Source organism: Acinetobacter sp. OYA S30, from assembly GCF_033599315.1.
GTDB lineage: Bacteria > Pseudomonadota > Gammaproteobacteria > Pseudomonadales > Moraxellaceae > Acinetobacter > Acinetobacter baumannii.
On sequence record NZ_JAWVAV010000003.1, the window covers coordinates 1 to 25,880 of the forward strand.

A 25,880-nucleotide genomic window follows, 5' to 3' on the forward strand; every position below is an offset into this window, starting at 1 on the left:
TAGAAAGAAGCAAGACGATGATCTTGCTTTTTTTATGATTAAATCTGAATGGTTTAATTATCTATAGAGGATTGATGTAATGGTAGCATGACGGTCTCCAAAACCGTTCGTCAAGGTTCGAGTCCTTGATCCTCTGCCAAGATTCTAAAAAAGCTCCTTTTGTGGAGCTTTTTTATTTTAATATCAGTACCTACCTTTAATTGTTAGCTATTCGCTTCTCAAGCATTTCCATAAAGGTTTTTAAAATATTATTGTGATTTTTACCCTTATGAGTAATTAAGCATATAGGGGTGCTGTAGTGCATTTTGTCTTTTAAAACAGGCTGCATAACACCGTCTTCAACCCATTTTTTTGCATAGTGGTCGGGTAAAAAACCTAAAAATTTTCCGGTTAAAATGAGAAAGGCAATACCTTCGCGGTCACTTGCGGTCGCTTTACAGTCTAAAAGCTGATGTAACTTGGCTGCTTCCGAGGTAATTGCATAATTAGGAAGAATGGCTTGCCATTTTTTTAATTCATTTAAATGAATGTTGCTACATTGGTTAAATAAAGGATGATTTTTGCCACAATATAAAAATGAACTTTCACTATATAAATCGAAATAGTCTAAACCAGACAAAGGCGTAACAAGGGGGATAACACCTGCGTGCAAACGGTTATCAAGTACACGGCACTCAATATCTGAAAGGGTGCTCATACTGATATTAATAATAACCTCGGCATGTTCCTCGGCAAGTTGTGTCAAGGTGTTGGTGATATAGCCTCTAGGCATAGTCACAAGGTTGTTAATAATGCCGATATTAAATTCACCCTTAAGACGGTTATGCATTTGATTGACTTTAGAACGGAAGTCTTCAATGGCTGCTGTGAGTACTTCAATATATTCTAAAATTTCCCGTCCTTCATCGGTCAGGGCAAAGCCGGCACGGCCACGTTGGCATAGCCGAATGCCCAGACGATTTTCTAAATCACTCATATGCAAACTAATTGCAGAGCGGCTAATACCTAAAATACTTTCTGCAGATGTAAAGCTGTGACAGTCGCAAACCGTTTTAAATATTTTGAGAAGTTTTATATCAAAATCAGTAACTTGATTTAATTTTTTAGGTTTCATTTAGTTTTGTTTTTTTAAATCTAAACTCAAGATAATTTGAATTTATCAAACTTATCTCGCTATGTACACTCAAACCATAATTTGAAAATAAACAGGAATGGTTATGTTTGATACGGATAAATTCAGCGACTCTGAACATACTTTGGAGGCGGTTCAAACCAATAATAATATGCATATAAATTATCAGGCACACTGGATGCCTTTTTCAGCAAACCGAAACTTTGCTAAAGACCCACGTATGATTGTGGGTGCCAAAGGGTCTTATCTGATTGATGATTCTGGCCGTGAAATATTCGATTCACTTTCAGGCTTATGGACGTGTGGTGCAGGTCATACCTTGCCCGAAATTCAACAAGCGGTGAGCGCTCAGTTAGGTCAGCTCGATTACTCACCGGCTTTCCAATTTGGTCATCCGCTTTCTTTTAAGCTGGCAGATAAAATTGTTCAGCATATGCCTGAAAAACTACAACACGTTTTCTTTACCAACTCAGGTTCGGAGTCGGCAGATACGTCTATAAAAATGGCACGCGCCTATTGGCGCATTAAAGGCAAACCAAGTAAAACCAAATTGATTGGTCGTGCCCGTGGCTATCATGGTGTGAACGTTGCAGGGACAAGTTTAGGTGGGATTGGCGGCAACCGTAAAATGTTTGGACAACTGATGGATGTAGACCATTTACCGCATACCTTGCAGCCCAATTTAACTTTTACCAAAGGCTGTGCAGAAACAGGCGGGGTAGAACTTGCCAATGAAATGCTTAAGTTAATTGAGCTGCACGATGCTTCAAATATTGCAGCTGTCATTGTGGAGCCTATTTCCGGTTCTGCGGGTTGTATTGTACCGCCAACTGGCTATTTACAACGTTTAAGAGAAATCTGTGATCAGCATGACATCTTGTTAATTTTTGATGAGGTGATTACAGGTTTTGGGCGTTTAGGAACTTGGACAGGGGCAGAGTACTTTGGGGTAACACCAGATATTTTGAACTTTGCGAAACAGGTGACCAATGGTGCTATTCCTTTAGGTGGTGTGGTGGCAAGCCATGAAATTTACTCTGCCTTTATGCAGCAAGACTTACCAGAGCATGCCATTGAATTTACCCACGGCTATACCTATTCGGCACATCCGGTTGCTTGCGCGGCGGCTTTAGCTGCGCTTGAAGTTCTAGAAAAGAAAAACTTATTAGCGCAATCTGCGGCGTTAGCACCAAGTTTTGAAAAGGTGCTGCATGGCTTAAAAGGCGCGCCGCACATTTTAGATATTCGCAACTGTGGCTTGATTGGTGCGTTGCAGTTAGCTCCGCGTGATGGCGATGCCACCATTCGAGGCTTTGAACTCGGTATGAAACTCTGGAAAGAAGGTTTCTATGTCCGCTTTGGAGGTGACACGCTTCAGTTCGGTCCAATGTTCAACAGTACGGAAGCAGATATTGACCGCTTATTGAATGCCGTGGGCGATGCACTTTATCAAGTGAAATAAGCCTTATAGATATTTATGAGCATCGGGGGTGTCTCTGGATGCTCTTTAAAAACCAAATGAAAAAGCAGTTTGATCTGAAAACTAATTGTAGTAAGGAGTAACAACAATGACAAATGGCCTAGAAGATTTTAGCTATGACGAAGTTTCAACTGAAAATAGTACGCATAGTGAACAAGCCAAAAAAGTGCTAGGGCATTTCATTCAAGGAAGAATTGTATCTAAAACGGCAAGAAAACAGCCAGTTTACAATCCTGCGACGGGTGAAATTAGTAAAGAAGTCGAAATTGCAGATGCACAAACGGTAAATGAAGCAGTTCAGGCGGCCGAACAAGCATTTCCTGCATGGCGTGATACACCAGTCATTAAACGTGCACGTGTCATGTTTAAGTTCAAACAATTATTAGAGCAAAATGCCGAAAAGATTTGCGCTTTGATTGGGCAAGAGCACGGTAAAATTTCTCATGATGCTCAAGGCGAATTGCAACGTGGTATTGAAAATGTTGAATACGCTTGCGGCGCACCAGAGCTTTTAAAAGGGGAATATTCAAAAAATGTCGGACCAGATATCGATTCATGGAGTGAGTTCCAGCCGTTAGGTGTTGTGGCTGGAATTACACCGTTTAACTTCCCGGCCATGGTGGCGTTATGGATGTTCCCAATGGCACTGGTTTGCGGTAACTGCTTTATTTTAAAACCTTCTGAAAAAGCACCTTCAGTGGTTTTATACCTTGCTGAACTTTTAAAACAGGCGGGTTTACCTGACGGCGTGTTTAACGTGGTGAATGGTGACAAAGAAGCGGTAGATGCCTTATTGCATCATCCTCGCATTCAGGCAGTCAGCTTTGTGGGTTCAACACCAATTGCTGAATATATTTACCGTACCGCAACATCAACAGGTAAACGTTGCCAAGCATTAGGCGGTGCAAAAAATCATGCGATCATTATGCCTGATGCCGATATTGATAACGTAGTGACTTCATTGTTAGGCGCAGCTTTTGGCTCTTCTGGTGAACGTTGCATGGCACTTTCGGTTGCGGTTGCCATTGGTGATGAAGTTGCCGATGTTGTGATTGATAAGCTGACTCAGGAAATGAAAAAATTGAAGTTCGGCCACTATGCAGATGCAAGCAACGACTTTGGTCCGCTTATTACGCAAGCACATAAAGACAAAGTACAAGCCTATATTCAAAGTGCAGAGCAGCAAGGCGCAAAAATTGTGGTCGATGGCCGCGATGCAAAACCAGCAGGCTATGAAAAAGGTTTCTTTGTTGGACCAACTTTAATTGATCAAGTCACACCAAACATGACCAGCTACCAACAAGAAATTTTTGGTCCTGTGTTGCAAGTTATGCGTGTAAATACCATGCAAGAAGCGATGCAACTCATTAATGACCATGAATATGGTAACGGTACTTGTATCTATACTCGTGACGGTGAAGCAGCACGCTATTTTAGCAATCACATTCAAGTCGGTATGGTGGGGATTAACGTGCCTTTACCAGTACCTGTGGCTTATCATAGCTTTGGTGGCTGGAAACGTTCGTTATTTGGTGATTTACATGCGTATGGTCCAGATGGTGTCCGTTTCTACACACGCCGTAAAACCATTACACAGCGTTGGCCATCTGCTCAAGTCCGTGAAGCAAAACAATTTTCAATGCCAACTTTAAATTAATTATTGCAACAAGGGGAAAACATTAGGTTTTCCCTTTTTCATAACATAGGATTTTGAACATGTAATAGATCGTTTTGATGGATATATTTTTAAGGAATGAAATATGAATAATGATAGAACAAAAAAATTAGGCGAAGGACTTTCAAATCGCCATATCACAATGATTAGTATTGGCGGTGTTATTGGTGCAGGTTTATTTGTCGGTTCATCTTCTGCAATTGCCAAAGCAGGCCCCGCAGTGATTCTTGCATACCTGATTACCAGCATTATGGTTTTTCTGGTGATGCGCATGTTAGGTGAAATGGCCGTTTTAGAGCCGGACACCGGTTCATTTTCTACCTATGCCCGTAAAGCCATTGGCCCGTGGGCAGGCTTTACCATTGGTTGGTTATATTGGTGGTTTTGGGTACTTGCGATTCCGGTAGAAGCCATCGCAGGTGCTGAAATTTTACATTCGTGGTTTCCGAGCGTTTCGGTTTCTATCTATGCATTTTGCTTTATTGTGTTCTTAAGCTTGGCCAACTTTTTTAGTACCAAAAGTTTTGGTGAGTTTGAGTTCTGGTTTTCTTTGGTCAAAGTGGTTGCCATTATTGGTTTTATTATTATTGGTATTTTGGCAATTTCAGGTATTTGGCCTTTAGCTAAAAATGTCAGTGGTGTTGCTAATTTATACAACAACGCTGGTTTTATGCCGCACGGTATGGGGGGAATTTTATCTGCCATTTTAATTACGGCATTTTCATTCTTTGGTGTGGAAATTGTCTCGATTGCCGCAGCAGAGTCATCTAACCCTAAACAGAAAATTAGACGTGCCACCAATTTGGTGTTGTACCGTATTATTCTTTTTTTCGTGGTCTCAATGTTTATTGCGGTTTCACTTGTCGATTGGCGTTCACCGGACTTACAAAAGTACGGGACATTCCAATACGTTTTAATGAGCTTAAACGTACCAGGCACTAAACTTATTATTGATACGGTCGTTTTTATCGCCGTGGCGAGCTGTATGAATGCGGCAATTTATACGTCTTCTCGTATGTTATTTCGTTTGGGAACACGCAATGAAGCACCACAGGCAGTCACTAAAGTGAACTATGCCGGTGTACCGGCAATTGCGGTGTTTTCCTCAACTTTTATTGGTTTAGTATGCTGTGTCATTAACTATGTATTTCCTGGAAAAGTCTTTGGCTTATTGCTCTCAAGCACAGGGTCAATTGCTTTACTCGTGTACTTGGTTATTGCGTTTTCGCAACTACGTTTAAGACATAAGCTAGAAGCGGCTGGAGCGGAAATTCCATTTAAAATGTGGTTATTCCCATGGCTGACTTGGTTTGTGATTATCATTATTTTAAGTGTATTGGCTTATATGTTCTTCTCACCAGCCTATAGTTATGAAACGACTCTATCTTTAGGTGTAACCTTAGGTGTGGTGGTTTGCGGTTTGTTTGTGACCCGAAAGCGTAAAGCAACCCGTTCGGTTGCGATCAATCAGAGTAATTTATAAAAATATTAAATTAAAATTTTAACCATATAAATAAAAAGCTCCTTAATAAAAAGGAGCTTTTTATTTTTTTAATTCTAATTATTTTATTTTAATTGTAGTTGGGTTTTTATAATAATATAAAGAGTTAAAAGCTAACTAAGCAAAGATGTTTAAATCGCTTGCCAGTTTTCTTTAACTTCTTCTGAGTTTTTATTTAAAATGACTTGATCTTCTTTTACCTCCCCAATCCAAGAAGTAGGGATCAGATGATGTTGATCATTTTCATCTTTGGTGAGTTTTAACTGATTTTCACCTTCAAGATGATCGACAGTTCCTACTTTGGTGCCACAAGAAGCAATAACGTCTGCATGTTTTTTAATATCATTAATATTTAAAGTATTCATCTTTGACCTCTTCTTTGGAAATAGAAAAACGGTAGAAACTAAATTACTGGATAAAACGGCAGAAATCCTTAATTTTTAATAAACCTTACATGATTATTTTATAATTTCACTTAAGCGATATATTTAGGTAACAATGAAATAAAAAGAAATATTCATTGAATAAAGTTATAGAAAATATCTTTTTATTACATTTTATATCTTTAATTAAACAGAATTATTTCGATATGTTTAAGTGAATACTTTTGAATAATTATTTGTAATGAATATTAAAATATCTATAAATATGACAATCTTGAGTATGTTGAGTGAATTTGAACATGCTCAGGCTGAAAACAAAAGTCAGCTCCGCCAAGATTTACTCTACCAATTGGTAAGTTTATCTAAAAGTTTGCCTTATCCAGCTTCAGGTCATACCTATCAGCGATGGCAATTGTTTGCTCAGCTTGCAGGGTATGATTTAAGTCTCGCTAAATTATTTGAGTCACATCATGATGCTTTAAGTATTTTAAATGAATTGGGCTATCAAGACGAAATCGATGACCAAACTTGGGCGGTATGGGCAGCAGATGGCGGGCCGGCACCTGTACAGGTCCAGAACAATCACTGTAATGGCATAAAAACCTGGTGTTCAGGTGCAGAGTTTATTCAAAAAGCCCTAATGAGTTATAAGGACAAAGAAGGCCAAGCACAGCTTTGTATCGTTGATTTAGCTCATCCCTCTGTTCATGTTGACTTGAGCCACTGGCAAGCAGTCGGTATGCAGGGAACCCAAACAGCTCAAGTGCATTTTGATAATACTCCTGTTATTCCTATTGGACTGCCAAATTGCTATTTGGAACGTCCGGGGTTTTGGCATGGAGCTGCTGGTGTCGCGGCTTGTTGGTATGGTGCGGCGGTACGCTTGGTTAGCTTCTTACATACAAGTTGCACCCTTAACCCAAACGCATTTAAAAAAATGTATTTAGGGGAGTTGGCTCAACAGCTCTCTGTAACCAAACAGTATTTTCAATATATTGCCAAGCTCATTGATGATGAGCCTGCGCTCAGCCATGAGCGTGAAATCCGTATATTACGTGCTCAAACAGAACAATGCTGCCAGAGTGTTATTCAACTCGTCGGTAACGCTTTGGGCGCGCGTCCTTATTGTGAAGAGCCTACATTTTCACAGCTCATCGCTGATTTACCAGTATTTATCCGACAGAGTCATGCGGCTTTTGATTATGAGTCTATTGCTGAGCTCTGTTTACCGGAGAAAAGCTTATGGGAACTTTGAAGCATCCCTTAGTAGAGGACCGTATGATTTCAGGTGAAGGCACACCCGAATTCATGTGGCTTGAGGCATTTAAAAAAAATCCTTTAGATCGGCTGAATTTAAAATTGTTTCAGTCTAAAAGAGTGGTAATTGTTGCTCCGCATCCTGATGATGAAGTGCTGGGTTGTGGCGGTTTAATGCAGCAGCTAGTCGAGCAAAACTGCCATATTGTCATTTTGGCAGTCAGTAATGGAACACAAAGCCATCCTCATTCAGTGAAATATACTCCTGACCAATTGAACGATTTACGTCCGCAAGAAACACTGGCTGCTTTAAACACTTTAGGTATTTCAGCTTTTTCTGAACGGATTGGTTTAAATCTAATGGATGGTCAAATTCATTTACAGACTGATCAATTGAATCAGGCGCTTAGCCAAATAGTTCAGCCCGAAGATATTTTAATTTGTAGCTATGCACTTGATGGCCATCCAGATCATGAGGCTGTCGGGAAAACAGTACAAGCTTTTGCTGAAGTGCGGGACTTACTATGTTTGCACGTATTGATCTGGGCATGGCATTGGGCAGAGCCTTTTGACACGCGAATTAACTGGTCCAAAGCAAAAGCTTATGCCTTAACTGAAAACCAGTTAATTAAAAAACATCAGGCGGTTATGCAATTTAAAACACAACTTGAAGTCGATGAGAGCACAGGAAATTCCGCCGTTTTATCCTCAAGTGCGATTAGCCGTCTTTTAATGCCTTATGAGGTATATCTGAGTGATTCATTCTCGTATGTATTTTGAGGAGTTGTATCGTAGTAATAATGACCCGTGGGGCTATGATTATCACTGGTATGAAGCCCGTAAAAGACAAATCTGCCTTGCATTATTAACGCGACCACACTACGAAAGAGTTTTAGAAATTGGCTGTTCAAATGGGCATTTAAGCGTTTATCTAGCTCAGCGTGCTGCTCATCTGTTATGTATAGATGTCTCTGAGCAAGCCGTTCAGCTCGCATCTCAACGGTTAGAAGCATTTGAACATGTGACTGTTGAAAATAGAAAAATACCCGAAGATTTTTATGAACAAAAATTTGATCTGATTGTAATTAGCGAAGTGGCGTACTACCTCACATTCGATGAGTTAGGTGAGTTTATTGAACAGTTAAAGCAGGCCTTAAACCCGGAAGGGGAAATTTTATGTTGCCATTGGCGACAGGATATTCAGGATTTTGAATTGAATGCCCAAAAAGTCCACCAAAGCTTTCAACAATCTTTTCCATTTCATCACTATTTAAGTCTGAACGATCCGGACTTTATGGTCGATGTTTGGACGGTTAATCCTTCATCAATAGCTCAGCGAGAACAATTACGATGAAAATAGGTGTTGTAGTTCCAGCGCATAATGAAGAGCAACATTTGCCAGCCTGTTTGCAATCAATTCAGGAGGCGATTGAAAAAGTACCGGATGAACAAGTCGAGGTCATGGTCGTACTTGATAGTTGTACGGATCAGTCGCGTTCAATTGTACAGCGCTACGGAGTAAGCTGGATTGAATGCAATTATGCATGTGTCGGAAAGGCACGGGATTTAGGTATCCGCCAACTTATTCAAAATGGCGCAACTTGGCTGGCCTGTACCGATGCTGATAGTGTGGTCAGTCCTGACTGGTTACGCTGCCAGATTTTGCATCAACCTACAGATGCAATTTGTGGCATTGTGACTTTAGATGACCTTAGCCGTTTATCAGTTATGAAACAAAAAAAATATTTATCGCATTATCAGGATTGTATGGATCATCACCATATTCATGGCGCAAATTTAAGTTTTAGTGCTGCTGCTTATATGCAAGTAGGCGGTTTTGAACCTGTTCCTTGCCATGAAGATGTTTCACTCATTCAAAAACTGATAAGGCAGTGCTGTAATATTACATGGAGCAATTTAGTTCGGGTAACTACCAGTAGTCGACTCGAAGGAAGAGCGCCAGAAGGCTTATCAAAATTTTTAGAAAATCTTTAATTAAACTTATTTTCTTAAGATTATTTTAATAATTAAAATATATTCTAAACTCAGATCCTCTGTTATACATAGTAGTTTAGTGTTCATTGAGCTATACCTTTTTGCCACATCACCTGATGTGGTTTTTTTTCATTATGACCATACAAATATCTAGGCCAACGCAAAGACCTTCTCAACAATAGTGCTGTATATCTGACACGATGACACAAAAAATCACAAAAGCTAAAACTCATAGTTTTCATAAATTGTTTAGATAGCTATAGATAAAATAACGAGGAGAACATTCATGAAAAAAATATTATTTACCACACTCACTGGACTTGTTTTATTAACTAGTAGTGCAGCATTTGCAAGAACAGATCCCGCTTTACTTAATCAAGCAGCAAAAAATGTCGTCACTGTTTCAAAAGCTAAAACTTTAGCTGATGAAACAGGGGTAACCTTAACGGGTACTATCGTTAAGCATATTGCTGGCGACCATTATGAATTTAAAGATAAAACAGGTTCAATCGTGATTGATGTCGATGATGATTTGGCAAATGGTTGGCAGTTAAAGGTTGGAGATAAAGTACGTATTGTAGGTGAGATTGATACCCACCGCGTTAAACCGACTGATATTGAAGTGTTACAAATTGAACGTGTTAAATAATTTTTCATTTTCAATAAAAAGCTCGAACTAGATTCGGGCTTTTTTATTGAAATAAGCAAGCTTATAAATTTTTTATAATAATGAAATATAAAGTATTTTAAATAAAGATATGTTAAGTTGAAAATTCCATTAATAATGAAATTTTATATTTCACGGAAGTCTTATGAACGTTCGCCTGTGTTATGCCAGCCAACGAAATGAAAAAAATGAAGATTTGCTACAAGATTTACGTGATATTCTGACAGAAGCTCGTGATTTCAACGATTTAAACGGGATTTGTGGGGTGCTTTATTATGCCGATAATGCATTTTTTCAATGTCTAGAAGGCGAACAAGAGGTCGTTGAAAGATTATTTGAAAAAATTCAAAAAGATCAAAGGCATTATAATATTAAATGGTTATGCACATACTCCATTGATGAACACTCTTTTCAGCGTTGGTCAATGAAATACGTGCAGCGTAATACAAATATTGAAGCTTTCTTTCTTAACATGGGAGAGAATACCTTTAACCCGCTTTTACTGAACCAGCAAAACCTCAAATTTTTCTTAAATGAACTCTTAATTGCAGAGCAAACTAAAATTAATACGGTTAAAAAAGTTGGAATGGTGAATCGGGGAGTAAACCCGTTCTAGCTATTAGATGCGATACCGATATGGATGTGTTTGAGTTTAGGTACGATTTGTGTCATGACTAAATAGACAATTACTGAAATCGACAACATCCATATCACTTCTAAACTTTGACTAATCACAAACATTGCCCAGTAAAAAAAGCTAAAAAGGGCAATACACAGTCCGCTTCCTTTGTAGTACCAAGTAATAAATATTCCAAAGAGCGCTGAAGAAATGATGAGATTTAGTGTCTGATTCATTCCTAGATAGTTAAAAAGAATAATTAGTAAGCATAAAGCTAACATTGATAGTAAATATACAAATATATTTTTTGCAATAAACATTCTTTATATCCTATCTGAAGATTTAAAAAGTAATCTTTCCTCTGTTTCCAGAGGAAAGATAGTACATATTCATTTTTTGAGATTCTTTTTCTATTATTGAGACTTTTTATATTAATAAAGATGACTTTATCATTTTCTCCAGATCTCTTTATTAATATTCAGCTTTCTATTTAATAGTAAAGAGTGCTTATATGTACTGAAATTAATTATAGGAAAAACAATCAATTATGTTGTAAGTTTTGGCTTACATAATTGTGAGATATTGCCTACATTTTTATAAAAAATAACCTAATTTTACAAAGTTGTATGAATAAAAATTTATATTTTACATATGTTTATTTAAAATCATTGTTGGAATGGTCTTTACATAAATAACAAAAAGTAACATCAGATATTCAATTATTATTTTTAAATAAAATTTGATGAATTAAAAATATTATTATTAAAAAGTTAATTAATATGAGTTTTTATAATTTGTATAATGGGAAGTAATAATTTGAACTTATAAATTTAAAATATGTTTGTTAAAAATAGATTTCCTTATCTATTTTGATTAGATTTTGATGATCAAAATATAGAGAACATGGGCCACCAGACCGAGGCTAGTAATATAATAGCCATTATTTTGTTAAAAATATTTATATGTTTGGGTTTTGAAAGAAGCCGAGTACTTAGTCTACCTACTAAGGCCCATAGGTAGAGACAAGGAAATGCTATAAGTAAAAAAATGCAGGATAAAATTGAGACATTTATCAAGATATCTTGTCCCTGTTTTGTATAGACGCTAATAACTGCAAAAGCCATCATCCATGTTTTAGGATTAATCGCTTGCATTAAAAAAGCAGCTTTAAAACCAATAGGAGGGTATTGTTCATTTTTTTCTAAAGAGATAACAGGATTGTAGTTATATAGTTTCCAAGCTAGAAAGGTGAGCCAGATTAAACCACTCCATGTCATAATTTTTTGAATAACAGGGTAAGCCAGAATAGTGGAGCCAAGGCCAATACCAACCACTAATACAAGTAAGGCTGCTCCAATACAAGAACCTAAAATAACGGGAAGTGTTTTAGAAATTTTATAATGACTACTTAAACTTAAAATTATAAAGTTGGTCGGGCCTGGAGTAATTGAGGCAACAATTGCAAATAATGAAAATGCAGTGAGGTTTTCCATCTTGTCTACCTTAGTTAATTGGGAGAGACAAGATGAAATAATTAAGGTTTTTAATCTTGAAGATTTGTGCAGATTTTTCTGTAAGCGGCTGGTGTTAGTCCATAACAGCGTTTAAACCAACGACTTAAATGACTTTGGTCTGAAAAACATAAATCAGAAGCAACTTGTGCTGGAGAAATACTTCTAGCGAGTAAATCACGTGCTCGTGTAAGTCTCAGTTGAATAAGATATTGATGAGGAGCTAAATGAAAAGTTGATTTAAAAATACGGTGAATATGGTAACGGTCTAGTCCCACCATACGTGATATATCTTCTAACCCAATATCTTCAAATAAATGATCATGCAGAATATCTCGGATTTGATGGGCGATGTGGGGAACATGAATACAAGAAGATTGAGATACTTTTTTTAACCATTTACCTTGGGCAATATATTGAATAAGCATATCTAGACTATTGTCTTTCACAATATTCATTTCTTTATAGTGTAAGTGTCGAAATGCTTGCGAAGTAATGATTGCAAGTTGATCATCGGATTTTAATGGCGCATCAATCACTAGTTCGTAATGATCGGGGCTGTTGTGAAACAAACCTTGAAGGCGTTGCTTTAACCATTCTGGATGTAGATAAAGCATTTGGTAGGTAAAACCATCAGATGCAGGCGCATGTCCATCATGAATTTCTTCTGGCTCAAGCATAAAAACTTGCCCAGCATGACTATTGATTTGCTTTTTACGGCAATGAAATTGTTGAATGCCAGATTCAGTTACACCAATTAAATAACTTGAATGCCAATGGGGATCATAAGCATGGCCAGTAAAATGAGCACGGATTGTTTCGATACCCGTATTGGTATCTTTTGAAATATCCACCCAGTTACTACTCATAAGCACTGACCTATAAACTTTTAATTTTGGCCTCTGAAACAGTATAAAAGAGATAAAAGTAGTTCTAGAAGATTTGTGCAAAAACTTTAAAAAATTTAGTGTGCATTAAAACCAGCCTAAGGTTTAACAGGCTGGTTTTTCATTAACGTTTGAATTGATTAATCTGAACGTGTAGCCAGCCAATTACTCATTTCAGGCCAAACAGAGGTCGGTGCTTGGCTACCGGACACTACGCCCATATGGCCGCCGGGTACAGTTTTGAACGTTTTATCTTGGCTACTAATTAAATCCATAAGGGGCTTAACAGCATCGGCGGTCACAATAATGTCTGTATCTCCACCTACAGCCAACACTGAACAATCAATATCTTTTAAATAAGCTGTAAGTTCCCCAAATTTAATTACACCTGTTGAGAGTTCATTATCAATCCAGAAACGTAAAATAATATCGCGCATAACGCCACCCGGATAGGCCAGCATATTGTCGATAAAAGAACTAGAGGTAGCGTGGTCAACAATAAATTCTCGGTTATCCAGATTTTTAAGAAGTTGCCAATAGGTTTTTAAATTGCCAATGGGGTCCGTTAATTTAAAACCGAGTGTGTTTTGCCATCCATGAATATGAAACACTTCACTTGGTACATGTTGGCGAATACGAAAAGGCGTATGCTTACGGACCCACTGTGCAGGTTTAGTCAGACTTCCATAGAGCTTACCCATATAACCTGCTTTATGTGTATCGATCGGGGAAGCAAGAATCATCAGATTCTTAATATTTTTATCTTTAAATAACGCGGTATAGCAAAGTGAAAGTGCGCCGCCTAAGCTCCAGCCATGTAATGAAAGCTGTTGTTGCCCACTATGTATACGGACCTGCTTTAACATTTCAGGCATAAAGACTTTTACGTAGGTGCCAAAATTGTATTTGGCTTGATTGCGGGTAGGTACGCCCCAGTCTATTAAATAAACTTCGAAGCCTTGATCTAAAAAATAACGTATGAGACTGCGGGTAGGAAACAAATCGTAAATGAGCATGTTCACAGCTAAAGGTGGAACAATCACTAACGGCACACGGTGTTTGTGTGCAGAAGCCTCTGTCTCATTTCTATAATGGCGAAGGCTTATAATTTCATGCTTATAAATTACATCAAAAGGTGTTTTTCCTGACAGGGCAATTTCCGATCCTCTAAAAAACAGATCTGATGCATTGGAGAGCATGTGAGGTATTTTCTGACCAGCACGCTTTTTAAGAGATGTTTTAATCGACTGTACCTGTGGAACATTCTGTCGAACTTTAAGCAATAAACTCATTGAATATAAAACCTATAAAGATGTTGCCCAGAGCAAATAACGAGCTGGTCTTTTGCGGATATTAAAGGGAATAAAAGATGAGTTCAGTGACCTAAAAGACAGGATTTTCTGTTTAAGAGATCAAAGTGAAGTTATACTAAATTAATAATTTATTTACATAAGATTTTGAAATAATTGATAAATTAAATTATAGGGCATGATTTTGTATAAAATATTTAAAAATTTAAGCTATTCTTAAGAATAGTAAAAATTTATTGGTAGGGTAATTTTGTAAAGTTTATTTGTGTTTTTTTTACATATTAAAAAATAAAATATAATTATTTTACAATCCGTTAGGAATGTAATCAGAAAGTAGTATATATGGAATTTGTTTTTAATGGTTTTTATACACTAATTTCGGCGGTCATCGTTCTATTGTTGGGTCGCTTTCTTGTCAATCGGATTGATTTTTTAAAACGTTATAATATCCCTGAACCAGTAGCAGGCGGTTTGGTCGCTGCGGTAGTTTCTTTACTTGTCCACACTTTCTGGGGATACAGTATTGTTTTTAGCAGTGAATTACAAACCAGCTTTATGCTCGTGTTCTTTGCTTCAATTGGTTTAAGTGCCAATTTTATGAAGCTTAAAGAGGGTGGTACTGCTTTAGTCATCTTCTTAATTTGTGTAGCCTCATTTATTGTTGTTCAAAATGCTGTCGGTATGAGCCTTGCAACCTTATTGGGTCTAGACCCACTTATTGGTTTGATTGCAGGTTCAATTACTTTAACCGGTGGTCATGGTACAGCAGGTGCTTGGGGTGAAATTCTAGAAAGCCAGCATGGTATTCAGGGTGCTTTAGCGTTAGGTATGGCAAGTGCTACGTTTGGCTTGATTATTGGTGGTGTCATTGGTGGTCCTTTAGCCAAATTGCTCATTAATCGTTATAGCCTTGCTCAAGCAAAAACCAATGCTGAGATTCAGCAGCGTGACACGCATGTTGAACAAAATTCAGATGATCTTGCACCGTTTGAAAACCCGCATCAAGTTCGTTTAATTACTGCCGACAATGCAATTACCACACTAGGTATGTTTGCAGCATGTTTAGCATTTGCTGAATTTATGACTGGCTTCAGTAAGGGAACTTGGTTTGAGTTACCAACTTTCGTTTGGGCGCTTGGTGGCGGTGTAATCTTAAGAAATATTTTAGAAAGCGTGTTGAAGGTTGATATTTTTGACCGCGCGATTGACGTTTTTGGTAATGCGTCTTTATCTCTTTATTTAGCAATGGCATTGCTTTCATTAAAGCTTTGGCAACTTGCTGACTTAGCAGGTCCACTTGTGGTTATTTTAGGTGCTCAAACACTGACTATGGCTTTATATGCAGCATTTGTGACTTTCCGTGTAATGGGGAAAAATTACGATGCGGCAGTATTGGCAGCAGGTCACTGTGGTTTCGGTATGGGGGCTACACCAACCGCCGTTGCAAATATGCAGGCGATTACCAATATGTATGGCCCATCGCATAAAGCATTCTTAATTGTTCCGCTTTGTGGTGCATTCTTTGTCGACTTGATTAATGCAACTGTGATTCAGCTTATGTTGAAATTTATTGCTTAATTAAAAAAAGCCCGTAAGGGCTTTTTTTATGGGGCATTTTATAGCCAACAACTTAAACCGTTAAATCTGCTGCACTTAGCATTTCTTGACCCACAATCATTTTGGCAAATTGATTGGCAATTCTTCCTGAGCGGTTGCCTTGCTGAGTTGCATATTGAATAGCTTTTAACTGAATCGTTTCCCAAGTTTCGCGTTGTTGCCATTTGTATTCATTTAGCCAGTATTGAACAGTTTTTAAATACTCTTGTTGGCTAAAGCCATAGAAATTAATTTGTAAACCAAATCTGTCTGCTAAAGAAATCTTTTGTTCAATGCTGTCGCCAGGGCGTAATTCGCCATTTTCCCCGACATTTAACTCGGTATTATCTTTATTGTATTCGGCCACCATATGCTTTCGATTTGATGTTGCATAAATGAGTGTATTGTCTGAACTAGAGGCCAGTGAACCATCTAATACAGTTTTTAAAGTTGCGTAACTTGAGTCACCGGCTTCAAAGGCCAAGTCATCACAAAAGATGATAAAACGCTCAGTACGGTCTTGTAGTAAGTTAATAATCTTAGGCAAATCTTCTAAATACTTTTTCTCAAGTTCAATCACTCGAAGGCCTAAGTGGTGATATTCATTTAAACAGGCTTTTACAATAGACGACTTGCCTGTACCACGTGAGCCTGTCATGAGTACATTATTTGCCAACAAGCCTTTTGCAAAGGCTTCAGTATTTAACTTTACTTTGGTGAGTTGGCTGTCGATATTGCAAAGATGATTAAAAGAAATGAGTTGAGGTTTACGGATCGCGACGAGCGAACCTTTGTTATTTTCTCTTTCCCATCTAAAGGCAATCGCCTCATCTAAGACATCTACAGAAATTTCTTGGGTTTTAGAAATTTTTTCGACTGCTTGAGTAAGCTTTTGAATTTCAAAAATAAGATTTGAAATTGTCTGACTTAATTCCATGAGCTCAACCTTTAAAAATGCATGAAAGAGAAATTGAACAATTAAACATAGGATGATAGTATCACCGTATGTTTAAGCTTACTAGTACCAATTTTAATGATTGAGCAAATTCAAAAAAGATCACTGGTCGATGAAGTGATTCATGTCATACGTCAGAATATTAAAAATGATATTTGGAAAGTAGATGAGAAAATTCCCACTGAACCTGAGCTTGTTCAAGGTTTGGGTGTGGGCCGAAACACCATTCGTGAAGCAATTAAAATTTTAGAATATTTAGGTGTTTTAGAAGTCAAACAGGGGCTGGGTACTTTTGTACGCACGAAAAATGACTTTTCAATTGTGATTAATTCAATTCATCATTCTGATTTATATGAACACGTAGAAGTAAGATGTTTATTAGAAATCGAAATTGCTAAATTAGCTGCTAGACATAGCACGCCTGAAGATATGCGCGATGTTATAGTGTGTTTAGAACATAGAGCAGCAACAAATCAACAAGATGTTGCTAACTTCATGTTAAGTGATAAGAAACTACATTTGGCAATTGCCAAGGCGACTCATAATAAAGCTTTACAGGCAACTTATGAGTATTTCTTAAACTCAAGCTATCAATACACCTTAGAGCTAGTGACTAATAAAAATTTACCTGACCCAAACCAGCAAATACATAGTGAACTTGTTCAAGCTATTCAACACAAGTCTGAGTCAGAAGCCATGCGAATTGCGGAGTCTATGTTGGCGCCCATATTACGTTCGCTAGATTCAATTAAAGCTGACTTTGTCCAAAACCACTAAATAGCTAGATCAAATACTATGAGTTTTATGATTGTTTCGAACAACTTTGCTGTTCCTTACTATTTAAATGTGAGGAAAGAAAAGGGAATGACGGCCTATTATTGGGCAACTCATCAATCTCAGTTAGCTCTATTTGACTCTTACGAATTGGCTTATCGCTTTTACTTTCCATCTCGACATATTTTGATTCGAAGTGAAATTAAAGCTTTCGCTCAGTAATATAATAATTGAGTACAACACCACCATATATTAAAAACATAGGAGAACTGGCTCCTATGTTTTAAAATTTATGGTTCACTGACTAATCTTAATATATTTTTTAACAGTATACTTCTTAAAAATTCTTTATAACTTTCATCTGTATTTTTGTTCGAATGTTGAACTAAATATCCATTAAGTTGAGTGATTATAATAATCGCTCTTTCTTTATATTCTTCTGAAGATATTTTATTATGAATGGGGAGGATGATTTTATAGATAAGTTCGAGATTATACTTTTGTATGATTGACAAAGCTTCATATACATAGGGCAAATGATCTGAAATAGAGAAAAACTCTTTAAATGCATTTGTGATGATCGGTTGCTCTATTTCATAAATTATATTAGTGATAATATTCATAAACCGAATTAAAGGTGGTTCATTTGCATTCAAATTAATTAAAATTTCAATACGCTGTATATAGTCACAAATTAATTTATTAAGTAAAGCTTTTAATAAAATATCTTTATTTTGAAAATAATGTTGCAAAGTACTTAAACTAATATTTGATTGAGTTGCAACTCCTCTCATACTAAATCCGGAATAACCTTTAGTAAGAAAAACTATTTCAGCATTTCTTAAGATCTGCTTTATTCTTTCTTGCCCTTTTAGAGTGGTAAAGGACTTCTTTATTTGCATAGTATCAAAGGTATCAATTTTGATCATTATCCAGCCTGTAAGTACTATTTAAAAAAAGGCATTCTAAACCATGAAATTAAAAAAATATAAATAAAATATTTAAATTCTATTAAACTAAAATTAGGTCGAACGACCTATATTTTTTTAATCTAGGTCATTCGACCTGATTAATGGTTAAAAAATGGGTCAAATGACTTATTTTTATTTCTTTAGGTAGGGTTAAAATAGGTCATGTTACCTATTTTAATAAAAACAAATAATACTTGTTTTTGTTGTGTGTATAAATAATTGTATTTGAATAATTATTTAAAAAGTATGATCGTTAAAAAGATAATTTCTTTTTCTAATTTTTAGCCATTTTAATAAAGTAGGGGTGGGTATTTAATTGGGAGTTTTTGTAAGATTAAAAAAATTGATTTTAAATAACTCAACATAGTCTTTTTGTAATATGTGTATACAAGTTAAATAATTGTTATTAAATTGTGAAGAGAATCACACAATAGTAAAAGGTAGTTTGTTTTATATATAAAACAGATTAGCCATATTTTATTTGTCGAGTTTGATTCATTTTGTTCTACAAATCTAATCATTATATATGTAGGTTATGAATATGAAAAACATTCAGAAATCACTTCTTGCAGCATTAATAGTTGCTGGTTATGCGGTAAATACTCAAGCAGCTGTTACTGGACAGGTTGACGTTAAATTAAATATCTCAACAGGCTGTACTGTAGGTGGTAGTCAAACTGAAGGAAATATGAACAAGTTTGGTACTTTAGATTTTGGTAAAACTTCCGGTACTTGGAACAACGTATTAACAGCTGAAGTTGCTTCAGCAGCAACAGGTGGCAATATTTCTGTGACTTGTGACGGAACAGATCCTGTTGATTTTACAGTCGCAATTGACGGTGGTGAACGTACAGACCGCACTTTAAAAAATACTGCTTCTGCTGATGTAGTTGCATATAACGTTTATCGCGATGCTGCACGTACAAACCTATATGTTGTAAACCAACCACAACAGTTCACTACAGTAAGTGGCCAAGCTACTGCTGTACCAATTTTCGGTGCAATTGCTCCAAACACAGGTACACCAAAAGCACAAGGCGATTATAAAGATACTCTATTAGTCACTGTAAACTTCTAAATATAAAAAAGAAATAATTAATTGAGTAGCAGGTTTGCTCAAATATGAGTAGACCTGTTTTAAATGGAGGGAAGATGATATTCAATCGTGGTTCGGCATTTATAATTTCTTATTTTTTAATTTCTTTAGTAAATGCGGGTGAAATTGGAGCTAAATTAACTAGTCAAATTGAATTATTGCCTTCTTGTTCTATTAATAATAACATTGTAGAAAATAATGCAGCAAATTTAAATTTTGGAACTATAGATTTTGGTGAAGCTACCACAGGTTTTAAAGGGGTTTTAGAAGCCAGTTTAGTTAATAATGGTAATTCAGGTTTTCAGATTGAGTGTGCAGGTATTTCGACTGTAAAAATAATATTTGGAGCAGGAAATAATGATAGTAATATTCCAGCTTCATTTTCACAAAATTATTATCATGCTTTAAGTAATGGTAGAGATTTTATTGCTTATAACTTGCTCTATGGTTTAAATAAACAAGTCATTAAAGCAAATGAAGCTTTTATTCTTAATGATATGAATAATAAAAAGAATATCGATATTTTTGGTCAAGCAGCCCATGATGGTAGTCGTATATCTAAGGGTGAATATAAAGATATAGTACCAATTACGATTGAGTTTTAAGAAAAATGAAATACTTATATTTTAAAGCAATATTTTTGCTATCTGTTAGTCAATTTATATATGCAGCAGATCCTCAGCTCAATTCAAGTTTTAAAGTACAAGCTAAAATTGAAAATGGCTGTTCAATAGATAATATTGAGCAAAACATGGATTTTGGTAAATACTCTGCTTTATCAAAAAATAAAGTAATGACTAATGTTATTAATAGCAAAGGTTCTTGGAATATCCGTTGTACGGAAAGTTTACCTGTAAGTATTTCTATAGATGGTGGTGAAAACCTTCAAAATAATACAAGACGTATGAAGAATAGTTCATCCCCTAATTATTTATCTTACAAACTGTATAACTCTAGCAGTTTATCCAATGAATATATTGTAGGTAATAAATATTTATTGCCTGCTACAACACCTACAAACCGTCTGGCAAATTTTGAAATATATGGTGTCGTTGATTTAGAAAATAATAATGAACCCCATGCGGCCGGAATTTATAAAGATACTGTTTCAATAATGATTACATGGTGATTTGTATGAACAATTCTGCATTTATTAAAAATGGCATTTTAAAATCTTTTTTATTTGCAAGTACATTATCACTTGTTACACCTGTGATGGCACAAGCAACTTTTCTAATTTGGCCGATTTATCCAAAAATTGAAGCCAATGAAAAGGCAACTGCGGTTTGGCTTCAAAATACGGGTAAGACCGATGCAATGGTGCAAATTCGGGTATTTAAATGGAATCAAGATGGTTTAAAAGATAACTATAGTGAGCAATCAGAAATTATACCAAGCCCGCCTGTAGCTAAAATTAAAGCAGGCGAGAAGCATATGCTTCGCTTAACCAAAAGCGCCAATTTGCCGGATGGCAAAGAGCAGTCATATCGTCTGATTGTAGATGAGTTGCCGATCCGACTTTCTGATGGCAACGAGCAAGATGCTTCTAAAGTAAGTTTCCAAATGCGTTACTCAATTCCATTGTTTGCTTATGGGAAAGGAATTGGCAGTGGATTAACCGAAGAAAGTCAAAAACTTAATGCAAAAAATGCTTTAGCAAAACCGGTTTTACAGTGGTCAGTTCGCAATAATCAACAAGGCCAGTCTGAGCTATATCTTAAAAATAATGGTCAGAAGTTTGCGCGTCTTTCGGCACTGAAAACTTCAAAAACAGGTAATGATATCTCTTTAGGAAAGGCTGCTTTTGGCTATGTTTTATCAAATAGCACTGTAAAGTTTGCTATTGATCAGTCAACGGCACATGAGTTGGCAAAAACATCTAAAATTTATGGTGTGGACAGTTCTGGTATTAAACAAGAATTGATCGAAATCACCAAAATGGAGGATCCATCATGATCCTTCGGCATAATAATTTATGCAAAAGTATTTTGCTGATTTTATTGTCGGGTGGATGTTTAAATATTCCAAATACTGTGTTTGCAGGCGATTTGCCTCCACCACCAAGAGACATTAATGAGATTAATCAACTTTTTAAACTGTATCTCGATTTGGTTGTGAACCAATATTCGGTCCAGCAAGTTGTGCCTGTTATTGTGAAAAATGATGAGTATTTCATACAAAAAAAGAAGCTGATTGATGAATTAGAAATTAAGATCCCTCAAGAGTTATTAACAAACACTGACACATCTTTATCGAATCAAGATGTTTTGACCTTGGGGTTTAGTGGTGACGCGAGTGATTGGATATCTTTAGATAAATTAAAAGATGTAAGTTATGAATATCAATCTTCGAACCAATACTTTAAGCTCAATTTTCCGCCCGCTTGGATGCCCACTCAAGTTTTGGGTAAAGACTCATGGTATAAGCCGGAAGTCGCTCAGTCTGGTATAGGGCTGCTCAATAACTATGATTTTTATACATATAGACCCTATCAAGGCGGTTCAACCAGTAGTTTATTTACTGAGCAGCGTTTTTTCTCTCCGTTAGGGGTCATTAAAAACTCTGGTGTCTATGTCAAAAACCATTACAAAAATGAAGGTAACGCCGAGTCTGTAGATAATGATGGCTATCGTCGTTATGACACATCTTGGCAGTTTGATAACCAAAAGAATGCTACATCTTTTTTACTGGGTGACATTATTACCGGTAGTAAAACGACATGGGGAAGTTCTGTTCGACTAGGCGGTTTTCAGGTACAGAGAAACTATTCAACCCGACCGGATTTAATTACCTATCCATTGCCACAATTTATTGGGCAAGCTGCATTGCCAAGTACAGTCGATTTAATTATTAATGGGCAAAAGACCAGCTCAACAGAAGTACAGTCTGGGCCGTTTATTTTAAACAATGTTCCTTTTATTAACGGTAAAGGGGAAGCTGTTGTGGTCACGACTGATGCAGTCGGGCGCCAGGTCACAACATCGGTCCCATTTTATATTTCTAATACTTTGCTCAAGCCCGGCTTATTTGATTACTCATTGTCTTTAGGGAAAATCCGTGAAGACTACGGACTTAAGAATTTTTCTTATGGAAAATTTGCAAGTGCAGCTGATGCCCGTTATGGGGTAAATGACTGGCTGACTGTAGAAGGACGCACCGAACTTTCTTCAGATTTACAGTTATTGGGTGCTGGGTCTGTACTCAAGCTTGCAAATTTAGGTGTGCTGAGTGCCTCTTTTACCCAAAGTAAAGCCGACAAATCTATGTCTGAAGATCGAACGAAAGACTTGGAAGGTAATCAATATACAGTTGGATACAGCTATAACCGTAATCGGTTTGGTTTTAGCATTAACCATAACCAACGTGATGATGAATATACCGACCTTTCACGGCTGCAATATAGCAATTTAATTTCAGTTAATAGCAATAAAAGCCTAACGGCCAATACTTACTTTGCCACTAAAAACTCAGGAACTTTTGGCGTTGGTTATATCAATACCAAGGCGAATGACTTCAAAAATCGCTTTTTAAACTTGTCTTGGGCGCCTGTTTTACCGACTTATATGAATGGCGTGACTGTTTCATTAAGTGCCAACCGTGATTTCATCGAAAAAGAATGGAGTGCTGCATTTCAGCTTTCGATACCGCTGTTTCAGCGAAACGCGACTGTTAACTCAGGTTATGCATTTAATAAGCAGGGCGATACTGGCTACCTTAACTTCAACCGCTCTGTTCCGTCTGAAGGTGGTTTTGGTGTCGATTTAACCCGACGCTTCAATGAAAATAGTGAAGATTTAAATCAGGCACGCGTCAATTACCGCAACAGTTATATTAATACTGACTTTGGTCTGTCTGGAAACCATGACTATAACTACTGGTTTGGCCTATCCGGTTCCCTAATTTATATGGCAGGAGATTTATTTGCCTCAAACCGATTAGGTGAATCTTTTGCATTGATCGATACAAATCAAGTGCCTGATGTTCTGGTCAGATACGAAAACAGTTTAATTGGCCGCAGTAATAAAAAAGGCCATATTTTTGTGCCATCGGTAACACCTTATTATTCGGGTAAATACAGCGTCGACCCAATCGACTTACCTTCAAACTTTACAATCACACAAGTTGAACAACGGATAGCGGCTAAACGCGGTTCGGGCGTTGTGATTAAGTTCCCTGTTCATCAGTCTATTGCTGCCAATGTCTATTTGACTCAGGCAGATGGCAAACCTGTACCGGTAGGGTCTGTAGTACATAGAGCTGATCAAGAGTCTTCTTATGTGGGAATGGATGGCATTGTCTATTTAGAAAATTTAAAACCGAATAACACCGTAACGGTTCAGCGTTCGGACCAAAGTATTTGTAAAGCAGATTTTTCTGTAGATGTAGAACAAGCCAAGCAGCAGATTGTGGTGGTTAAACCTGTTATTTGTCACGAGGTATCTTTGCCATGAATATAAAAACAAAAAAATTACTCAAACATTTATGCATGTTCTCTGGACTGATGTTGACGGGAAATATGGCTCATGCTGCATGTAGCGTGAGCGCTTCAGGTACATCCTCTATTTCGGTCCCTTCTATTTACTTAATGGAAAATGGTGAAAACTCATCACAATTTAATTCGGGTTTGTCGTGTACAGGTTTTAGCTTGGCTTTAGCAAACATGACCTACCTAAAATATCGGGTTGAGCAAATGTCGAATTCATTTACCAATGCTCAGACTGGAGAAAAACTTAACGCCATTATTTTAGACAGTAACAATGAAATCATTAGTTTAGGCCAAGAAAAAGATATGAGTAGCTTTACGCTGGTCAATCTTTTTAGCGGGCCTGATGGCAATTTACCTTTCTACATACGGCTTCCGGCTGGGCAAAGTGTATCGCCGGGTGTTTATCAAGCCGACTCACCGTTAAAAGTAAAATGGTTCTATTCTGTGCCCGCAGTCGCGATTGTGGGAATCGGGGTGTTCTTTGAGAGTCCTGGGTTTAGACGCGGTGCATTGGGTATTGGTTTTAACTGGGGAAGTGGGGCAGACTCGCTTGGTTCACTCTCAATTACCGTACTTCCAGACTGCCGAATTTTAGCTCAAGACGTAAACTTTGGTACGGCGGCGTTTGCTTCCAAGCTTGAACCTGTTCAGTCGTCTATGGGAATACGTTGCTCTGTAAATACACCATATTATGTGAGTTTAAATAATGGACTTTCCCCGCAAAACGGCAACCAGCGAGCTATGAAGTCACAAACGGGAAATACATTTTTAAAATACGATATTTTCAAGAATTCATCGAATGACCGATGGGGAAGCGGTAACGAGCGTTGGTCGAGTTTAAATGCAACGATTAACCCAGGCGTACATAATGGAGTAACGCAGCAGAACTATGTGTTTACTACAAAAATTGTGGATGAAAACGCAGACACGGTACCAGCGGGAACTTATCAAGATACGGTCACGGTACAAGTCGAGTTTTAAAAGCTGTTTTATATAGAAAATAAAAGCTCAGTTCATGGGCTTTTATCTTTAACCAAACTATTCAATTTCTAACTGATCATCATCTTTGGTAATTTTAATTTTTATCTTTTTATATTTCCGCTTATTTGGATCTAGCGCCGAGTTTATTACTTCATCGGCAAAAGGCGGGCACTGCATGAGTTTTGCATAAGCTCTATAGCCGATGCGTATTCGACTAGGCGGGCAATCGGTTCTTTTTGAATAGTATTCAATGAGTGAGTTCAGTTCTTGTAATAAAGTTTGCTGTTCCATCATACATACTTAACAATTAGATAACTCAAGCATAATAGATTTAAACCTTTTGCTGTGTAGCTGTTTATCATAAGCACCCATCAAAATTGTGATGGAATTCTCTAAAATCACTTATATATGTATTAAGTTTGTTTTGGGGTAGGTAGAGGAGTTTTTTTAATTGAATTGTCACAATGGAAAGCTAAGTTAGACCTATAACAAAAACGAATGAAGATTGTTGCGAACAATAAAACCAAGAAGCAATTTTCAACTAAAGCTGGTCTGCTGTAATTAAGCTAATTCGAAAGAATTGGCTTTTTTATTTATTAAATAT

The 25,880-nt window shown here is 36.9% G+C and carries 27 protein-coding genes and 1 tRNA gene; 19 read left to right on the plus strand and 9 right to left on the minus strand.

Annotation, left to right across the window (positions count from 1 at the left end):
• Positions 1–65 precede the first annotated feature (65 nt).
• Positions 66–139, plus strand: a tRNA-Trp gene (locus R5R67_RS02165).
• A gap of 57 nt (positions 140–196) precedes the next feature.
• Here the strand turns inward: R5R67_RS02165 and R5R67_RS02170 are convergent.
• Positions 197–1,114, minus strand: a complete 918-nt coding sequence (locus R5R67_RS02170) for a LysR family transcriptional regulator (RefSeq protein WP_000802863.1) — start codon at positions 1,112–1,114, stop codon at positions 197–199.
• A 97-nt stretch (positions 1,115–1,211) separates the two neighbouring features.
• Between R5R67_RS02170 and R5R67_RS02175 the strand changes: the two genes are divergently transcribed.
• The 3 genes from R5R67_RS02175 to R5R67_RS02185 all read left to right on the plus strand — a co-directional run bounded on the left by R5R67_RS02175 (position 1,212) and on the right by R5R67_RS02185 (position 5,770).
• Positions 1,212–2,594: an aspartate aminotransferase family protein gene (locus R5R67_RS02175; RefSeq protein ID WP_085943472.1), complete on the plus strand. Its 1,383-nt coding sequence runs from the start codon at positions 1,212–1,214 to the stop codon at positions 2,592–2,594.
• 106 nt (positions 2,595–2,700) lie between these two features.
• A complete protein-coding gene (locus R5R67_RS02180) occupies positions 2,701–4,269 on the plus strand; it encodes a CoA-acylating methylmalonate-semialdehyde dehydrogenase (RefSeq protein WP_000181278.1) in 1,569 nt (522 codons plus the stop codon).
• Positions 4,270–4,372: 103 nt separating this feature from the next.
• Positions 4,373–5,770: an amino acid permease gene (locus tag R5R67_RS02185; RefSeq protein ID WP_001058173.1), complete on the plus strand. Its 1,398-nt coding sequence runs from the start codon at positions 4,373–4,375 to the stop codon at positions 5,768–5,770.
• A gap of 149 nt (positions 5,771–5,919) precedes the next feature.
• Here R5R67_RS02185 and R5R67_RS02190 read toward each other — a convergent pair whose 3' ends face one another.
• On the minus strand, positions 5,920–6,153 hold the full coding sequence (locus tag R5R67_RS02190) for a DUF2171 domain-containing protein (protein ID WP_001094391.1): 234 nt from the start codon (positions 6,151–6,153) through the stop codon (positions 5,920–5,922).
• A gap of 298 nt (positions 6,154–6,451) precedes the next feature.
• Between R5R67_RS02190 and R5R67_RS02195 the strand changes: the two genes are divergently transcribed.
• The 6 genes from R5R67_RS02195 to R5R67_RS02220 all read left to right on the plus strand — a co-directional run bounded on the left by R5R67_RS02195 (position 6,452) and on the right by R5R67_RS02220 (position 10,706).
• Entirely contained in the window at positions 6,452–7,426 is a 975-nt protein-coding gene (locus tag R5R67_RS02195; protein ID WP_000947662.1) for a hypothetical protein, read from the plus strand.
• Entirely contained in the window at positions 7,414–8,208 is a 795-nt protein-coding gene (locus R5R67_RS02200; protein WP_000536983.1) for a PIG-L deacetylase family protein, read from the plus strand. Before R5R67_RS02195 ends, R5R67_RS02200 begins: the two co-directional genes overlap by 13 nt.
• Positions 8,183–8,782 carry a class I SAM-dependent methyltransferase gene (locus tag R5R67_RS02205; RefSeq protein WP_025466909.1) on the plus strand — a complete coding sequence of 200 codons (600 nt, stop codon included), beginning with the start codon at positions 8,183–8,185 and terminating at the stop codon, positions 8,780–8,782. Before R5R67_RS02200 ends, R5R67_RS02205 begins: the two co-directional genes overlap by 26 nt.
• Positions 8,779–9,423 carry a glycosyltransferase gene (locus R5R67_RS02210; RefSeq protein ID WP_000690470.1) on the plus strand — a complete coding sequence of 215 codons (645 nt, stop codon included), beginning with the start codon at positions 8,779–8,781 and terminating at the stop codon, positions 9,421–9,423. Before R5R67_RS02205 ends, R5R67_RS02210 begins: the two co-directional genes overlap by 4 nt.
• A gap of 286 nt (positions 9,424–9,709) precedes the next feature.
• The gene (locus R5R67_RS02215) at positions 9,710–10,072 is read left to right on the plus strand and encodes a NirD/YgiW/YdeI family stress tolerance protein (protein WP_000721826.1); all 363 of its coding nucleotides are present in this window, start codon (positions 9,710–9,712) and stop codon (positions 10,070–10,072) included.
• 163 nt (positions 10,073–10,235) lie between these two features.
• Complete coding sequence (locus R5R67_RS02220) at positions 10,236–10,706, plus strand: AnBLUF65 family BLUF photoreceptors (RefSeq protein WP_001102887.1); 471 nt, start codon at positions 10,236–10,238, stop codon at positions 10,704–10,706.
• Here R5R67_RS02220 and R5R67_RS02225 read toward each other — a convergent pair.
• From R5R67_RS02225 to R5R67_RS02240, 4 genes are all read right to left on the minus strand, one after another.
• On the minus strand, positions 10,703–11,029 hold the full coding sequence (locus tag R5R67_RS02225; protein WP_000469224.1) for a hypothetical protein: 327 nt from the start codon (positions 11,027–11,029) through the stop codon (positions 10,703–10,705). The two genes, R5R67_RS02220 and R5R67_RS02225, sit on opposite strands and share 4 nt — an antisense overlap.
• A 567-nt stretch (positions 11,030–11,596) precedes the next feature.
• Complete coding sequence (locus R5R67_RS02230) at positions 11,597–12,202, minus strand: LysE family translocator (protein ID WP_000429466.1); 606 nt, start codon at positions 12,200–12,202, stop codon at positions 11,597–11,599.
• A gap of 50 nt (positions 12,203–12,252) precedes the next feature.
• Positions 12,253–13,089, minus strand: coding sequence for an AraC family transcriptional regulator (locus R5R67_RS02235; protein ID WP_000097862.1), 837 nt, complete (start codon positions 13,087–13,089; stop codon positions 12,253–12,255).
• A gap of 158 nt (positions 13,090–13,247) precedes the next feature.
• The gene (locus R5R67_RS02240) at positions 13,248–14,399 is read right to left on the minus strand and encodes an alpha/beta fold hydrolase (RefSeq protein ID WP_000054919.1); all 1,152 of its coding nucleotides are present in this window, start codon (positions 14,397–14,399) and stop codon (positions 13,248–13,250) included.
• A 360-nt stretch (positions 14,400–14,759) separates the two neighbouring features.
• Here R5R67_RS02240 and gltS point away from each other — a divergent pair, with 360 nt between their 5' ends.
• Complete coding sequence (gltS, locus tag R5R67_RS02245; protein WP_000397471.1) at positions 14,760–15,995, plus strand: sodium/glutamate symporter; 1,236 nt, start codon at positions 14,760–14,762, stop codon at positions 15,993–15,995.
• A 52-nt stretch (positions 15,996–16,047) separates the two neighbouring features.
• On the opposite strand, the gene R5R67_RS02250 is transcribed toward gltS, so the two are convergent.
• Complete coding sequence (locus R5R67_RS02250; RefSeq protein ID WP_000423653.1) at positions 16,048–16,950, minus strand: ATP-binding protein; 903 nt, start codon at positions 16,948–16,950, stop codon at positions 16,048–16,050.
• 96 nt (positions 16,951–17,046) lie between these two features.
• Here R5R67_RS02250 and R5R67_RS02255 point away from each other — a divergent pair, with 96 nt between their 5' ends.
• Both R5R67_RS02255 and R5R67_RS02260 read left to right on the plus strand, forming a co-directional pair.
• The gene (locus R5R67_RS02255) at positions 17,047–17,745 is read left to right on the plus strand and encodes a FadR/GntR family transcriptional regulator (RefSeq protein ID WP_000572520.1); all 699 of its coding nucleotides are present in this window, start codon (positions 17,047–17,049) and stop codon (positions 17,743–17,745) included.
• Positions 17,746–17,772: 27 nt separating this feature from the next.
• Complete coding sequence (locus R5R67_RS02260; protein WP_000637306.1) at positions 17,773–17,964, plus strand: hypothetical protein; 192 nt, start codon at positions 17,773–17,775, stop codon at positions 17,962–17,964.
• A gap of 68 nt (positions 17,965–18,032) precedes the next feature.
• On the opposite strand, the gene R5R67_RS02265 is transcribed toward R5R67_RS02260, so the two are convergent.
• Positions 18,033–18,671 carry a TetR/AcrR family transcriptional regulator gene (locus tag R5R67_RS02265; RefSeq protein WP_000590088.1) on the minus strand — a complete coding sequence of 213 codons (639 nt, stop codon included), beginning with the start codon at positions 18,669–18,671 and terminating at the stop codon, positions 18,033–18,035.
• Between the two features lie 583 nt (positions 18,672–19,254).
• On the opposite strand from R5R67_RS02265, the gene csuAB reads away from it, so the two are divergent.
• The 6 genes from csuAB to csuE all read left to right on the plus strand — a co-directional run bounded on the left by csuAB (position 19,255) and on the right by csuE (position 25,276).
• Positions 19,255–19,791, plus strand: a complete 537-nt coding sequence (gene csuAB, locus R5R67_RS02270; protein ID WP_000790104.1) for a Csu fimbrial major subunit CsuAB — start codon at positions 19,255–19,257, stop codon at positions 19,789–19,791.
• 74 nt (positions 19,792–19,865) lie between these two features.
• On the plus strand, positions 19,866–20,414 hold the full coding sequence (gene csuA / locus R5R67_RS02275) for a Csu fimbrial biogenesis protein CsuA (protein WP_000577000.1): 549 nt from the start codon (positions 19,866–19,868) through the stop codon (positions 20,412–20,414).
• Positions 20,415–20,419: 5 nt separating this feature from the next.
• Entirely contained in the window at positions 20,420–20,938 is a 519-nt protein-coding gene (gene csuB, locus R5R67_RS02280; RefSeq protein WP_000876480.1) for a Csu fimbrial biogenesis protein CsuB, read from the plus strand.
• Positions 20,932–21,765: a Csu fimbrial biogenesis chaperone CsuC gene (gene csuC / locus R5R67_RS02285; protein ID WP_157832715.1), complete on the plus strand. Its 834-nt coding sequence runs from the start codon at positions 20,932–20,934 to the stop codon at positions 21,763–21,765. Before csuB ends, csuC begins: the two co-directional genes overlap by 7 nt.
• The gene (csuD, locus tag R5R67_RS02290) at positions 21,762–24,260 is read left to right on the plus strand and encodes a Csu fimbrial usher CsuD (protein ID WP_000603300.1); all 2,499 of its coding nucleotides are present in this window, start codon (positions 21,762–21,764) and stop codon (positions 24,258–24,260) included. Before csuC ends, csuD begins: the two co-directional genes overlap by 4 nt.
• Complete coding sequence (gene csuE, locus R5R67_RS02295) at positions 24,257–25,276, plus strand: Csu fimbrial tip adhesin CsuE (protein ID WP_001022720.1); 1,020 nt, start codon at positions 24,257–24,259, stop codon at positions 25,274–25,276. Before csuD ends, csuE begins: the two co-directional genes overlap by 4 nt.
• A gap of 57 nt (positions 25,277–25,333) precedes the next feature.
• Here the strand turns inward: csuE and R5R67_RS02300 are convergent, their stop codons facing one another.
• On the minus strand, positions 25,334–25,567 hold the full coding sequence (locus R5R67_RS02300; RefSeq protein WP_000437833.1) for a hypothetical protein: 234 nt from the start codon (positions 25,565–25,567) through the stop codon (positions 25,334–25,336).
• Positions 25,568–25,880 lie beyond the last annotated feature (313 nt).